Annotated in this window: 16 protein-coding genes; 7 read left to right on the top strand and 9 right to left on the bottom strand. The window is 69.0% G+C overall.

Features of this window, described 5'->3' with window-relative positions; translation table 11 throughout:
• The first annotated feature begins 118 nt into the window (after nt 1-118).
• Nucleotides 119-703, top strand: coding sequence for an RNA 2',3'-cyclic phosphodiesterase (thpR, locus tag ACFV6E_RS42275; RefSeq protein WP_385469050.1), 585 nt, complete (start codon nt 119-121; stop codon nt 701-703).
• A 156-nt stretch (nt 704-859) separates the two neighbouring features.
• Here the strand turns inward: thpR and ACFV6E_RS42270 are convergent, their stop codons facing one another.
• The 4 genes from ACFV6E_RS42270 to ACFV6E_RS42255 all read right to left on the bottom strand — a co-directional run bounded on the left by ACFV6E_RS42270 (nt 860) and on the right by ACFV6E_RS42255 (nt 4088).
• Complete coding sequence (locus ACFV6E_RS42270) at nt 860-1852, bottom strand: aldo/keto reductase (protein ID WP_385172065.1); 993 nt, start codon at nt 1850-1852, stop codon at nt 860-862.
• Between the two features lie 69 nt (nt 1853-1921).
• On the bottom strand, nt 1922-2506 hold the full coding sequence (locus ACFV6E_RS42265; protein WP_385469047.1) for a Uma2 family endonuclease: 585 nt from the start codon (nt 2504-2506) through the stop codon (nt 1922-1924).
• Nucleotides 2507-2716: 210 nt separating this feature from the next.
• Nucleotides 2717-3304, bottom strand: a complete 588-nt coding sequence (locus tag ACFV6E_RS42260; protein ID WP_385469044.1) for a Uma2 family endonuclease — start codon at nt 3302-3304, stop codon at nt 2717-2719.
• A 109-nt stretch (nt 3305-3413) separates the two neighbouring features.
• Nucleotides 3414-4088 (bottom strand): GDSL-type esterase/lipase family protein, encoded by a 675-nt coding sequence (locus ACFV6E_RS42255; RefSeq protein WP_385469041.1) that lies wholly within the window; start codon nt 4086-4088, stop codon nt 3414-3416.
• A gap of 98 nt (nt 4089-4186) precedes the next feature.
• On the opposite strand from ACFV6E_RS42255, the gene ACFV6E_RS42250 reads away from it, so the two are divergent.
• Nucleotides 4187-5203, top strand: coding sequence for a WD40 repeat domain-containing protein (locus tag ACFV6E_RS42250; protein WP_385469038.1), 1017 nt, complete (start codon nt 4187-4189; stop codon nt 5201-5203).
• Between the two features lie 160 nt (nt 5204-5363).
• The gene (locus tag ACFV6E_RS42245; protein ID WP_385469053.1) at nt 5364-6893 is read left to right on the top strand and encodes a cellulase family glycosylhydrolase; all 1530 of its coding nucleotides are present in this window, start codon (nt 5364-5366) and stop codon (nt 6891-6893) included.
• Nucleotides 6894-6918: 25 nt separating this feature from the next.
• Here the strand turns inward: ACFV6E_RS42245 and ACFV6E_RS42240 are convergent, their stop codons facing one another.
• Nucleotides 6919-7395: a hypothetical protein gene (locus tag ACFV6E_RS42240; protein ID WP_385469035.1), complete on the bottom strand. Its 477-nt coding sequence runs from the start codon at nt 7393-7395 to the stop codon at nt 6919-6921.
• 12 nt (nt 7396-7407) lie between these two features.
• Nucleotides 7408-7632: a DUF397 domain-containing protein gene (locus tag ACFV6E_RS42235; protein ID WP_385172050.1), complete on the bottom strand. Its 225-nt coding sequence runs from the start codon at nt 7630-7632 to the stop codon at nt 7408-7410.
• A gap of 193 nt (nt 7633-7825) precedes the next feature.
• On the opposite strand from ACFV6E_RS42235, the gene ACFV6E_RS42230 reads away from it, so the two are divergent.
• On the top strand, nt 7826-8593 hold the full coding sequence (locus ACFV6E_RS42230) for a DUF6879 family protein (RefSeq protein WP_385469032.1): 768 nt from the start codon (nt 7826-7828) through the stop codon (nt 8591-8593).
• 18 nt (nt 8594-8611) lie between these two features.
• Nucleotides 8612-9460 carry a helix-turn-helix domain-containing protein gene (locus ACFV6E_RS42225; RefSeq protein WP_385469029.1) on the top strand — a complete coding sequence of 283 codons (849 nt, stop codon included), beginning with the start codon at nt 8612-8614 and terminating at the stop codon, nt 9458-9460.
• On the opposite strand, the gene ACFV6E_RS42220 is transcribed toward ACFV6E_RS42225, so the two are convergent.
• Together ACFV6E_RS42220 and ACFV6E_RS42215 are read right to left on the bottom strand one after the other, a co-directional pair.
• Nucleotides 9450-9731: a hypothetical protein gene (locus ACFV6E_RS42220; RefSeq protein WP_385469026.1), complete on the bottom strand. Its 282-nt coding sequence runs from the start codon at nt 9729-9731 to the stop codon at nt 9450-9452. The two genes, ACFV6E_RS42225 and ACFV6E_RS42220, sit on opposite strands and share 11 nt — an antisense overlap.
• Entirely contained in the window at nt 9724-10155 is a 432-nt protein-coding gene (locus tag ACFV6E_RS42215; RefSeq protein WP_385469023.1) for an ATP-binding protein, read from the bottom strand. The genes ACFV6E_RS42220 and ACFV6E_RS42215 overlap by 8 nt, the downstream gene beginning before the upstream one ends.
• Nucleotides 10156-10292: 137 nt before the next feature.
• Here ACFV6E_RS42215 and ACFV6E_RS42210 point away from each other — a divergent pair, with 137 nt between their 5' ends.
• The gene (locus ACFV6E_RS42210; RefSeq protein WP_385469020.1) at nt 10293-11162 is read left to right on the top strand and encodes a helix-turn-helix domain-containing protein; all 870 of its coding nucleotides are present in this window, start codon (nt 10293-10295) and stop codon (nt 11160-11162) included.
• Nucleotides 11159-11347 (top strand): DUF397 domain-containing protein, encoded by a 189-nt coding sequence (locus ACFV6E_RS42205; RefSeq protein WP_385469017.1) that lies wholly within the window; start codon nt 11159-11161, stop codon nt 11345-11347. The genes ACFV6E_RS42210 and ACFV6E_RS42205 overlap by 4 nt, the downstream gene beginning before the upstream one ends.
• A 36-nt stretch (nt 11348-11383) precedes the next feature.
• Here the strand turns inward: ACFV6E_RS42205 and ACFV6E_RS42200 are convergent, their stop codons facing one another.
• The gene (locus tag ACFV6E_RS42200; protein ID WP_385469015.1) at nt 11384-12178 is read right to left on the bottom strand and encodes an alpha/beta fold hydrolase; all 795 of its coding nucleotides are present in this window, start codon (nt 12176-12178) and stop codon (nt 11384-11386) included.
• Nucleotides 12179-12301: the final 123 nt, after the last annotated feature.

Raw genomic sequence — 12301 nt, 5'->3', positions numbered from 1 at the left:
GGAGGGCCGCTTCGACCCCAGCGGGCGGCGGGCGCCGGGGCCGTGCGGCCCGACGGGCCACTCCCGGCCGGGAGTGGCCCGTCGGCCCCGTAGCCCCCGTACCTGTCATGGTGACGTCATGAGACTCTTCGCGGCTGTGCTGCCCCCGGACGACGTGGCGGGCGAACTCGGCTCGGTGGTGGACGGGCTGCGACGGCTGCCGGGAGCCGACCGGCTGCGCTGGACCGGCCGCGCCGGCTGGCACTTCACCCTCGCCTTCTACGGCGAGGTGGAGGACGGCCTCGTCCCGGCCCTGGGCGAGCGGCTGGCCAGGGCGGCCCACCGCACGGCCCCCTTCCCGCTCGCTCTGCGCGGCGGCGGACACTTCGGCGACCGTGCGCTGTGGACGGGCGCGGCCGGGGACGTCCGTACGCTGCGGCTGCTGGCCGAGCGCGCGGAGGCGGCGGCCCGCAAGGCGGGCGTCGCGACGGAGGAGCACCGCCGCTACCGCCCGCACCTGACGGTGGCCCGCGGCCGTGACGGCGTCGGCTTCGCCTCGTACCTCACCGCCCTGGAGAACTTCGCCGGGCGGGAGTGGACCGTCGGTGAGCTGCATCTGGTGCGCAGCAGTCTGCCAAGGTCGGGGGTGCCGGGGGAGCAGCCGCGGTACGAGTCGGCCGGCCGGTGGCCGCTGGGGCGGGTGGCTGAGGGAACGGGTGCCTGAGGGCGGTCGGGACCGGCCGGTTAACCTCGTGGGTGTGGACCCGAAGACCCGTAACCGGATCATGGCCGGTGTGCTTGTGCTGATGTTCGTCGTCGTGGCGGTGGCGGCGGCGGTCAAGTAGCGGACCGCCGCCGCGGCGTGCCGTGCGGCGGACGGCTACCAGGCGAACGCCTCCGGGGACGGTCCGGTCCCCGGGAAGATCTCGTCGAGGCCGGCCAGCACCTCGTCGGACAGTTCCAGCTCCAGCGCGCGCAGCGCGGACTCAAGCTGCCCGGCGGTCCGCGGGCCGACGATGGGACCGGTGACTCCGGGCCGCGTCAGCAGCCAGGCCAGCGCGGCCTCGCCCGGCGCCAGACCGTGCTTGTCGAGCAGGTCCTCGTACGCCTGGATCTGGGCGCGCTTCGCCGGGTCGGCGAGCGTGTCCGCGGCCCGGCCACTGGCCCGGCGACCGCCCTCCGCCTGCTTCTTCAGGACCCCGCCGAGCAGCCCGCCGTGCAGCGGGGACCAGGGGATGACGCCGAGCCCGTAGTCCTGGGCGGCCGGGATGACCTCCATCTCGGCGCGGCGCTCGGCGAGGTTGTACAGGCACTGCTCGCTGACCAGGCCGACGCTGTGCCGGCGGGCGGCGGCCTCGTTGGCCTGGGCGATCTTGTAGCCGGCGAAGTTGGAGGAGCCGACGTAGAGGATCTTGCCCTGCTGTATGAGGGTGTCGGTCGCCTGCCAGATCTCGTCGAACGGCGTGTCACGGTCGACGTGGTGGAACTGGTAGAGGTCGATGTAGTCGGTCTTCAGCCGTTTGAGGCTGGCCTCGACCGCGCGCCGGATGTTCAGCGCGGACAGCTTGTCGTGGTTGGGCCAGACGGAACCGCCGTCGGCGCCCATGTTCCCGTAGACCTTGGTCGCGAGCACGACCTTGTCGCGCCGCTCGCCGCCCTTGGCGAACCAGTTGCCGATGATCGATTCGGTGCGGCCCTTGTTCTCGCCCCAGCCGTACACGTTGGCGGTGTCGAAGAAGTTCAGACCCGCGTCCAGCGCGGCGTCCATGATGGCGTGACTGTCGGGCTCGTCGGTCTGCGGACCGAAGTTCATGGTCCCGAGGACCAGCCGGCTTACCTTCAGTCCCGTGCGTCCCAGCTGTGTGTACTTCATGCTCACAGCCAACGACGTGGAGTGCGCTCTAGGCAACACCGGACCCGGGCGGCTCGGCCCGCCGGGGGATCAGTCCCGGGGGAAGTCGGCGGTAATGAGGGTGAGGGTGAGGTCGGCGATGGGCAGGTCCACGTTTCCGCCGAAGGCGACGGTCGTCTCCGTCACGTACTCGGCGTCCTTGGGCTGGGTGTGGACATGGCACTTGCCGACGTACGGATCCACGAGGAGGTAGACGGGGACCTCGGCGATGGCGTAGGCGGTCTTCTTGGGGCCGTAGTCGTTGGCGGCGGTTCCCTTGGAGAGCACCTCGGCGACGAACTCGATGTCCTGGTGGAGCCAGTGACCCGTCTCGTCCTGTTCCGCCCCGTCGCGCAGCTTCGCCACGTCGGGGCAGAAGCCGTTGCGGTGGCCGGGGAAATCGATCCGTACATCCGAGAAGACCAGGGCGTCCATGCCGAAGCGCTCGTCCAGGGCACGGACGATCCTACGGATGATCAACCAGTGGGTGCTCCGCTGCGGCACCATGAAGACGGCCCCCTCGACGATCTCGGCCTTGAAACCTTCGGGGACTGACAACTGCTCGAAGAGCGCGTCCAGGGCGCTCGTGTCGTCGTCGCTGTCGGCCATCTCGGTCCTGTCGTCGAGGACGGTCATCGTGGCGCTCCTCCACGGCCACCGCTCGGGCGCGGGCGGCCGCGCGGTACAAACGATACGCACGGCGGCCGGGCACCGTGATCCGCACGGCGGCCGGTCACCGTCCGGCTCAGGCCGCGTACGGCTCGCCCAGCCCCCACGCCTCGTACATCGCCTCCGCGAAGCCCTCGGCGATCTTGGTTCTCGGGAGGCCCCGGGCCGCCGGGGGGATCAGTCCCGGGGGAAGTCGGCGGTGGTGAGGGTGAGGGCGACGCAGGTCGTGGTCAGGTCGATGTCGGTGCCGAAGACGACAGTGGTCTCCGTCATGTATTCGCCGTCCTTGGGCTGGGTGAACAGGTGGCACCTGCCCTGGTAGGGGTCGGCGATGAGGTAGACGGGGACCTCGGCGATGGCGTAGGCGGTCTTCTTGGGGCCGTAGTCGTTGGCGGCCGTGTCCTTGGAGATCACCTCGGCCACGAACTCGACGTCCTGGTGACGCCAGCGCCCCTTGTCGTCCTTCACGGCCCCGTCGGCCACCGCCGCCACGTCACAGGCGAACCCGTTCAGGCGCCCGGGGAAGTCGATCCGCACGTCCGACGCGAGCTGCGCTCGTGAGTAACTGACGCGCAGCTGCTCCAGCACGTCGAAGATGATCTGCCAGTGGGTGTGCCGCTGCGGTGACATGAAGATGTTTCCCCCGACGATCTCGACCTTGGTCCCTTCGGGGATGGGCATCTTCTCGAGCGACTCGAACATGACGTCCAGAGTCAGCTCGCCCATGTCGTCGGCCATCTCGGTCCTGTCGTCGAGGACGGTCATCGTGGCGCTCCTCCCCGGCCACCGCTCGGGCGCGGGCGGCCGCGCGGTACAAACGATACGCACGGCGGCCGGGCACCGTGATCCGCACGGCGGCCGGTCACCGTCCGGCTCAGGCCGCGTACGGCTCGCCCAGCCCCCACGCCTCGTACATCGCCGTCGCGAAGCCCTCGGCGACCTTGTGTTCGCCCCGGGCATTCGGATGCGTGCCGTCGTAGGTGTCCAGGTCGACGTCGTACGACGCCGGCGGGGTGGCCAGGACGAGCGGGGAGCGGGCGGTGTCGAGGTCGGCGACCGCCTTGGCGAGCAGCTCGTTGAAGTCGGCGACCGACGTGGCGAACGGGGCGTCCCCCTGGGCGCGCACGTTCGGTATCACCGGCATCAGCGCCATCCTGATCCGCGGATTGGCCTCCCGCGCCCGCTCGACGAAGAGCCGCACGTTCGCGTCCGTCTGCCGCGCGTCCGTGTAGAAGCCGAGGTCGATCAGCCCGAGCGAGACCAGCAGGACGTCCGCCCGCTGTTCCTTCACCGTCTCGCGGATCAGCGGCGTCATGTGGAACCAGCCCTCGCCCCACCCGGCGAGATGCGCGAGCGGAAAGCCGGGCTCGGCGTACTCGTACGACGTGGGCGCGTCCGTCACCGGGTCGTGCAGCGTCTCGCGCGGACCGACGATCTTGAACGGGCCGCCGTACGTGGCACGCAGGTGCTGCCACATCCGGTAACGCCAGGTGTGCTCGCCCGCGCTGCCGATGGTCATCGAGTCGCCGACGAACATGAACCTGAGCATCCGGTCATCATCCTCGATCACCGTGGTGGGCGGGGTCCGCCGGGATGTGAGGATGGCCACCCGAACCGAACTTCGAACGGGGATGGCAGGCTTGGCGCATGCGCCGACCGTTCTCGTCTCCGTTCCTCGCCGGAGCCCTGCTCGTCCTCGCCGGTGCCCTCGCCGCCGTGAGCACGGCCGCCACGCCGGCCGCCGCCTCCGACGCCGAAGGCTTCACGATCACCGATCCGAGGATCACGGAGTCCAGCGGTCTGGCCGCCTCCCACCAGCACCCCGGCGTCTACTGGACCCACAACGACAGCGACGACGGCCCCTATCTCTACGCCGTGGACAGCAAGACCGGGAAGACGGTCGCCACCGTCACGCTCAGCGGGATCGGCGAACCCCGCGACGTGGAGGCGATCTCGATCGGCCCCGACAACCACATCTTCGTGGGCGACATCGGGGACAACCTCGGCGGCAAGTGGGACCACGTGTGGATCTACGAACTGCCCGAGCCGAAGGAACTGAAGGACCAGACGGTCAAGGCCACGCAGTACGACGTGAAGTACGAGGACGGGGCCCGGGACGCCGAGTCCCTGGCCGTGCACCCGAAGACCGGCCGCGTCTACATCGTCTCCAAGAACGAGGACGGCGGCGCCCTGTACGAGGCCCCGGCCGAGCTCTCCGCCTCCTCCACCAACGTCTTCAAGCGGGTGGCCGCCGTCGACCTCTGGGCCACCGACGCGGCCTTCTCCCCGGACGGCAAGCAGCTCGCCGTACGCGGCTACTTCAACGGCTACGCCTACACCTGGGACGACAAGACCACCGGCAAGATCAAGGAAGAGGGCAAGCTCAGCGTCCCCCTCCAGCCGCAGGGCGAGTCGATGACGTACACCGCGGACGGCTCCGCGCTGATGTACGGCAGCGAGGGCGAGGACAGCGAGGTGAAGCCGGGCGAGTTGCCCGGCGGCGGCAGCGGCCCCTCCTCCGGCGGCGGTTCGTCCGCCTCGGGCGGCGGCTCGGACACGGGCTCCGCCGACCTGACCGGCAACGTCAAGGTGGGCGGCGTGGTCGTACTCGTGGCACTGGCGGCGGTCTTCGGCCTCAGCAGGCTGCGACGCCGCGGCGACTGATCAGGCGCCGAGCCGGGTTTCGTTCGATGGCTTGACGTGCTCATGCACGCTCGATTCGATGGAGGCACGCGGTTGTGGGAGCGCTCCCACTGGTTCCGGAGCCGCGCCCCCACGGAAAGGGACCAGCGACATGCGCCTCATGCACCATCTGTTGCACCTGATGCGCGCCACGCGCCTAGCCACCGGAGCCGTTACGGCGGCCGCCACCGCGCTGGCACTGTCACTCCCGCTGACCGCAGCGCAAGCCGCCACCGCCACCGCCGCCGCCCCTGCCGCGGCGGGCGCCGGTTACTGGCACACCAGCGGCCGCCAGATCCTGGACGAGGACAACCAGGCGGTCCGCATCGCCGGCATCAACTGGTTCGGCTTCGAGACCTCGAACTACGTGGTCCACGGCCTCTGGTCACGCGACTACAAGAGCATGATCGACCAGATGAAGTCGCTGGGCTACAACACGATCCGCATCCCCTACAGCGACGACATCTTCAAGTCGACGACCGTCCCGAACAGCATCGACTTCTCCAGCGGCAAGAACGCCGACCTGCAAGGGCTGGGCTCCCTCCAGATCCTGGACAAGCTGGTGGCGTACGCGGGCCAGGACGGCCTGAAGGTGATCCTGGACAGGCACCGCCCCGACGCCTCCGCCCAGTCAGCCCTCTGGTACACGTCAGCCGTCCCCGAGACGACCTGGATCACCAACCTCAAGTCGATCGCCTCCCGCTACGCGGGCCAGGACACCGTCGTCGGCATCGACCTGCACAACGAGCCGCACGACCCCGCCTGCTGGGGCTGCGGCGACACGGCGACGGACTGGCGCCTGGCCGCCCAGCGCGCGGGCAACGCGGTCCTGTCCGCCAACCCGAACCTGCTGATCTTCGTAGAGGGCGTGCAGACGTTCAACGGCACGTCGGGCTGGTGGGGCGGCAACTTGATGGGCGTGGCCCAGTACCCGGTGCAACTGGACGTGGCGAACCGGGTCGTCTACTCGGCCCACGACTACGCCACCAGCGTCGCCCAGCAGAGCTGGTTCAGCGACCCGTCCTTCCCCGACAACATGCCGGGCATCTGGGACAAGTACTGGGGCTACATCTTCAAGCAGAACATCGCGCCGGTATGGGTAGGCGAATTCGGTACGACCCTCGCGTCCACCACCGACCAGAAATGGCTGGCCGCGCTGGCCACGTACCTGCGCCCCACCGCCACCTACGGCGCCGACAGCTTCCACTGGACCTTCTGGTCCTGGAACCCCAACTCCGGTGACACCGGCGGCATCCTGAAGGACGACTGGACCACGGTGGACACGGTGAAGGACGGCTACCTGGCGAGCATCAAGGCACCGGGTTTCCCGGCGGGCGGAGGAACCGACCCCGGTACCCCCGGCGAAGGGACCGCCACCTGCACCGCCGCCTACACCACCACCAGCGACTGGGGCGGCGGCTTCAACGCCGAGGTGAAGGTGACGAACACCGGCACGACGCCCCTGAAGTCCTGGCAGGTGAAGTGGACCTGGAGCGGCGCGCAGCAGATCACCAACATGTGGAACGCGACGTACACCCAGTCCGGGACGGCGGTGACTGCCGTGAACGCGGCGCACAACGGGGCGGTGGCGGTGAGCGGTTCGGCGAGCTTCGGGCTCGGGGGCGCGCCCGGAGGGGGAAGCGTGCCGAGCTTGAGCTGCACGGCGGGCTGACGAAGGCTGCGGCTGCCGTGTCGCCTCACCCTCCGAGGGGACACGGCAGCTCGGGGGCCGCGCGGTTCGGAGAACAGGTCACCAGGGCCAGCGACAGGTAGGACGGCCGCTCCAGATAAAAACCGAGCGACACGTCACCGCCGCCCCCGATCCGCTCACCGGCCGAGCGCACCAGCCCCTGCCGGTGCCCGTCCGCGCGCTGGGCCTCGGCGGCGAACCGGGGCGCGAACTCGGCCAGCCGCGCCCCGAGCCAGCCCGTTGCCGCCTCCACCTCCCCCGCCTCCCACGTACCCCGCACCAGCACCCGTGGCTTGACCAGCCAGTACGCCGTCTCCAGCGGAGGAAGCTCCGACGTGGGGAACGCGGCGGCCATCTCGCGGTAGCGCTGGATGACCTCGGGCCGGGCGTCGGGCGGAGGGGGATGGGGATGCGGTGGCCGCCGCAGCGCCTCTTGATCGAACCGATCCTTGGGGCCGGTCCAGAGGTAGGCGTGGTAGTGCACAAGGGGGTCCGGTCAGAGCACCAGACCGAACCGCGCCGGGTCGATCCCAGCGACACTCAGTTCCTCCGTGCTGAACCGCAGCGGCGGCACATCGGGCCGCTTGCTGTCACCGAGTGCCCAGGCGTCGTCCCCGATCCGGGCGAGGGTCACGCACCCCTCTGTGCAGGGGCCTCCGCAGGCTTGGACGAACGCGGCGGAGGTGATGTCGAGGGCGTAGAGGTGGCTTCCGTTCGGCATGGGTGTGCCTTCCTTGTCCGTCTGGTTGCGGTGAGTGATCCCGCTGCGCGACGAACGTAGGACGGAAAGGTGCGACATGGTGCCGAATATTCTCGATTATTCTCGCGTGACTACTCAGGATGCATAGACATGCGCGCACGGTCACCGACATGGTGGGTGCCGGAACATCATCGAGATCCAAGGGGTGGTCGTCATGGCGCGCAGGCTGCGGTTCAACGGGACCGGTAGTGACATCAACGGGTGTCCGTCCGTGCATGAGGATCTGGACAGCGGTGAGGTCATCGTGCACGGACCCCCGTTGACCGATCCCCAAGACGTCGCACAGCTTCAGCATCTGTCCGAAGGAGAGGTCGCGGTCGTGGTCCCGCAGGGTGTACTGGCCGACTGGTCACCGAAAGTACGGAGGCGGCAGGTGCGAACGATCGACCTGTACGAGTTCAACGGTTTGTTCGACAAGTTCGAGCACACCGCCTGGCGGTTGGAGACGCGTCGGCGGTACGCGAGTGACGAGACGACTGACCGCTGGAGCCGGTTCATCGCGACCGGGACAGTCGGCGAGGACTCGGAGCTGAGCCCCGCGTACAACCGGTTCGGCGAGATGATCCGTACGCAGACCGCCCAGGGCAAGCGGATCGAGCGCGTGCGCATTGTGGACCGGCCCGCTACCACTGGCCAGCTCTACCTGCTCGACGGCGCCAGGTGGAACATCGGTCTCGGTGAGGACATCCGCAACCTGTGGCGCGCCGACGCGGACCGGCTCCGGCTGCCCGCCGAGGACTTCTGGCTGTTCGACAGCCGCCTCATCGCGCTGCTCCGATTCGACGACGACGATCAGCTCACGCACGTGGACCTGATCACCGAACCCGCGGAGGTGGTGCGTTGCTCCGTGGTGCGGGATGCTGCTTGGCACCACGCCGTGCCGCGCCAGCGGTTCATGGCACGAATGCACAGCGACGAATAAGGGCACGAACGGGTACCGGTGAGCACGGACTATCAGCGGGCACGCGAGGAACTGGGGCGCAGGCTGCGTGAGTTGCGTGTCGAGAGCCCTGATGGCCGGCTCACCGGTGATCAACTCGCCCAGCGGCTGGGCTGGCGGCAGTCGAAGGTCAGCAAGCTGGAGACCGGCCGGCAGACCCCCACGGACGAGGACCTGCTGGCCTGGGCCGGAGCGACCGGGCAGCCCGCGCTCTATGAGGAACTGCGATCCAGGCTGAGGGGATTCGAGAGTCACATCCGCTCCTGGCGGCGCCAGCTCACCGCAGGCCACGTCCCCGTTCAGGAGACCTGGAACACCCTCGTTGCCAACGCGCGGACCATGCACGCGCTGAGTAACGCCGCCATCAGCGGAATGCTCCAGACAGCCGACTACGCCAGGTGCGTCTTCGAGCAGCAGACCGCACTCCGGAATGCCCCACGGGACACGGAAGGCGCGGTGCGGGCCCGTATGAAACGGCAGGAGTGGCTGTACCGGCCGGGCAAGCGGCTGAACCTGCTCATGCACGAGAGCGTGCTGTGGGCCCGGATCTGCCCACCGGAGGTGCTGGCAGCCCAGCTCGACCGGTTGCTCGGGGTTGTCGGCATGGACACCGTACGCATGGGGATCCTGCCGCTGGACGCCCCGTTGCGGCTGCCGCTGGGCAACTCGTTCTGCATGCTGGACGACCGGCTCGTCACCGTCGAGGACTGGCACGCCGAGCTGTGGCTCGACGATGCGGAAACGATCACTCTCTACCGTCGCGTCTGGGACACCTTCGCGGAGTCCGCCGTGTTCGGTACCGACGCCCAGCAGGTGATCGCCCGGGTCCGCCGGAGCGTCAAGGCTTGAGGACGTACGGCCGCACCACGTCGTCCTCCGTCCGCCAGGGGGAATCCCCGGCGCGGGATGGCGGAGACTGCCAGTAGCCCTCCTCGCGCGGGAAGGGCAGGCGGCCCCCTGCCTCCCGGCAGCGTTTGTGCCAGCGGCGCCAGCGAGCCTCGTACGGGCTCGGCAGTCGCCAGACGTACGGGTCCGGTGTGCGGACCTCTCGTGCGAGGTCTCCGTCGCTCACGCCGGGGCCCGTGAGCAGGCGGGCGACCACCTCACGAATCTCACGCACCATCCGAAACATGCGTCCCCTCCGCGCGTTCCGTCACCGGCAGCGTGAACCGGGCCCACACGCACTTCGTGTACGGCTCCTGCCGGTGTCCCCAGGCGTCGGCCAGCGCCTCCACGAGCGCGAGGCCGCGACCGTGTTCCTCGTCCGGGCCGGACGCGTGGACCCGGGGGAGCCGGTCCCTGTCGGGGTCCGCCACCTCCAGGAGCAGGTCGCTTCCACGGTGAGTGAGGGTGACCCTGACCCGGGCGCAGCCGACCCGGCAGTGGGTCACGGCGTTAGTGACCAGCTCATTCGCCAAGAGGGTGACGGAGTCGGCGAGTTCATCCGCGATCCCCCAGTCCACGAGGGTCTTCCGGACGTGCTGCCGCATGGCGCGGACGTGGTGCCTGCGTTGGGGGATGCGGAGGGTTTTGGTAGCGGGCATGGCTGGAAGCTAGGGGTGTGTCCAGCTCATGTGCAATGCGCTTGAGTGAATGCATGCTGTTGTGTACTCGATCGAGTGAACCGATCTCGCGAGTAGTAAGCCCTGTGGCATCGTTGGCGCCCGGAGAGGGGAGAACCATGCCCGCAGGTGGACGGCCGACCGTACGCAGTAGGCGTTTGGGTACGGCGCTCAGGCAGTACCGGCTGGCCGCGAAGTTCGACCAGCCGCAGGCCGCCGAGGTGATCGCGGCAAGCCAGGCCAGAGTCAGCCGTCTTGAGAGCGGGCACGTCACAGCACGGGTCATCGAGGTGCGCCTGCTGTTGGACGCGTACGGCGTCAAGGACGCGGAAGTGTGTACCAAGCTGGAGGAATTGGCCAAGCACTCCAAGAACCGGGGCTGGTGGCTGGAGCATGCGGCGCACCTGCGGCCGGACTACGTCGACCACATCGCGCTGGAGGACGACGCGACCTATATCCGCGAGTGGCAGCCGGCACTCGTCCCCGGGCTATTGCAGACCCCCGCCTATGCCGCGGCGATCACCACGGGCAGCCCCAACTACATCGAGCCGGACAGGGTGACCCAGTTGCTGAAGGTGAGGGAGGGGCGGCAGGCGAAGATCGAGGAGGGCGGTGCGACGTACTCCGCGATCCTTTGGGAGTCGGTCCTCGCTCAGCCGCTGGTGAGTGCCGACGTCCACCAAGGGCAGCTCGCCGCGATCCTGGAGACCGGCAAGCGGAAGAACGTGACGGTTCAGGTGCTGCCGTTCAGCGCGGGCGTGCTCGGGGCGGTGACCTCTGCCTTCTCCACCTTCAGCTTCGATTCCGAGCCGGTGGTTGAAGCGGTGACCCTGGAGAACCTGCGAGGCGCATCCGTCCTCGAAGCCCCGGAGGACCTTGCCGCTTACGCGAACATGTACGACCAACTACGATCGTCGGCACTGGCACCGGACGCGAGCGCGAAGCTCATCCGGGACATACTGCGGCGCTTGAAGGAAGACGCATCGTGACCGAGGCGACAGGCCCGATAGGCCCCTTCCGGAAGTCCGCCTACTCCCAGGCGGAGAGCAACTGCGTAGAGGTCGCCGACATCGCCGATCACGGCCGGGCCGTCCGCGACAGCAAGCAGCCGGACGGCCCCCTCCTCACCACCTCTCGCGAGAGCTGGCAGGCGTTCCTCCGCCAGTTCGCATAGGTTTCGCTCGTTCGAAGGGCCTGTCGCGCGTCCGCGTCAGACCCGGTCGAGGAAACCGCGCACCGCGTCCGCGAAGCCGGCCGGATCGTTGGCGTACACGAAGTGGTCCGTCTCCAGCTCGACCAGGCGGGTGCCGGGCCGTCCGGCAACCATCTGCTCCGCCTGCTCCGCGGGCAGTACGCCGCCCTTGGTGCCGCGGATCAGCAGCGCCGGACAGTCGGACCCGGTCCAGTCGGCCCAGTGGTCGCCATGCACCTGCTCCTCCGAGTCGTACATGTCCCTGGGATGGAAGTGCAGCCCCCAGGTGCCGTCGGACTGCTCCCGGACGGCGGAGGCGAAGTACGGTGCGAAGTCACCCAGTTGAGCGACGAACGCCTCTCGGCTGGGGGCCGTGCCGTCGGGAAGACTGAGTACGAACGCCAGTGGATTGCCGCCGTCCAGACCGAGTTCGGCGCACCCCTCGGCGTTGACCAGCGCGGTGACGCGCCGGGGATGTCTGGCGGCGAACTGGTAGGCGTTGATCGCGCCGAGCGAGTGACCGAGGAGGACCGCGCTGTCCAGGCCCAGATGGTCCATGAGGGCTTCCACGTCGGAGAGATAGCCCTGCCGGCTGTAGTCGGCCGCCCGGTCGGAGCAGCCGTGACCGCGCTGGTCAGGTGCTATGACCCGCCAGTCCGGCGCGAGACGGGCGGCGAGATCGGCGTAGGACATGCCCTCGGACATGTGCCCGTGCAGGGCGATCAAAGGGCGGCCCGGCCCTGCGAAATCCACGTAGGACAGGGCGCGGCCATCGACGGTGAACGCGGAACGCTTGACGTTGTCGGTGTTCATGCGCACCACCATAGACGGTTTCTATACGCTCGTACAAGACGTTTGTATAAGACGCGCGTACTTCCACCGCCCCCGCACACGGCGAAGGGCGCCCGGCGGTCTCCGCCGGGCGCCCCTCGCTGC

This window comes from Streptomyces sp. NPDC059785 (assembly GCF_042732375.1).
Lineage (GTDB): Bacteria > Actinomycetota > Actinomycetes > Streptomycetales > Streptomycetaceae > Streptomyces.
Note: the sequence above shows the minus strand (reverse complement) of the source record. Positions and strands in the feature narration are given on the sequence as shown.

Bases quoted from the DNA above. Each gene is read 5' to 3' on its own strand.
- ACFV6E_RS42245 (WP_385469053.1), top strand. From the start codon at position 5,364: ATGCGCGCCACGCGCCTAGCCACCGGAGCCGTTACGGCGGCCGCCACC.
- ACFV6E_RS42215 (WP_385469023.1), bottom strand. From the start codon at position 10,155: ATGCCCGCTACCAAAACCCTCCGCATCCCCCAACGCAGGCACCACGTC.
- ACFV6E_RS42235 (WP_385172050.1), bottom strand. From the start codon at position 7,632: ATGCCGAACGGAAGCCACCTCTACGCCCTCGACATCACCTCCGCCGCG.
- ACFV6E_RS42250 (WP_385469038.1), top strand. From the start codon at position 4,187: ATGCGCCGACCGTTCTCGTCTCCGTTCCTCGCCGGAGCCCTGCTCGTC.
- ACFV6E_RS42200 (WP_385469015.1), bottom strand. From the start codon at position 12,178: ATGAACACCGACAACGTCAAGCGTTCCGCGTTCACCGTCGATGGCCGC.
- ACFV6E_RS42265 (WP_385469047.1), bottom strand. From the start codon at position 2,506: ATGACCGTCCTCGACGACAGGACCGAGATGGCCGACAGCGACGACGAC.
- ACFV6E_RS42210 (WP_385469020.1), top strand. From the start codon at position 10,293: ATGCCCGCAGGTGGACGGCCGACCGTACGCAGTAGGCGTTTGGGTACG.
- ACFV6E_RS42260 (WP_385469044.1), bottom strand. From the start codon at position 3,304: ATGACCGTCCTCGACGACAGGACCGAGATGGCCGACGACATGGGCGAG.
- ACFV6E_RS42270 (WP_385172065.1), bottom strand. From the start codon at position 1,852: ATGAAGTACACACAGCTGGGACGCACGGGACTGAAGGTAAGCCGGCTG.
- ACFV6E_RS42230 (WP_385469032.1), top strand. From the start codon at position 7,826: ATGGCGCGCAGGCTGCGGTTCAACGGGACCGGTAGTGACATCAACGGG.
- thpR (WP_385469050.1), top strand. From the start codon at position 119: ATGAGACTCTTCGCGGCTGTGCTGCCCCCGGACGACGTGGCGGGCGAA.
- ACFV6E_RS42255 (WP_385469041.1), bottom strand. From the start codon at position 4,088: ATGCTCAGGTTCATGTTCGTCGGCGACTCGATGACCATCGGCAGCGCG.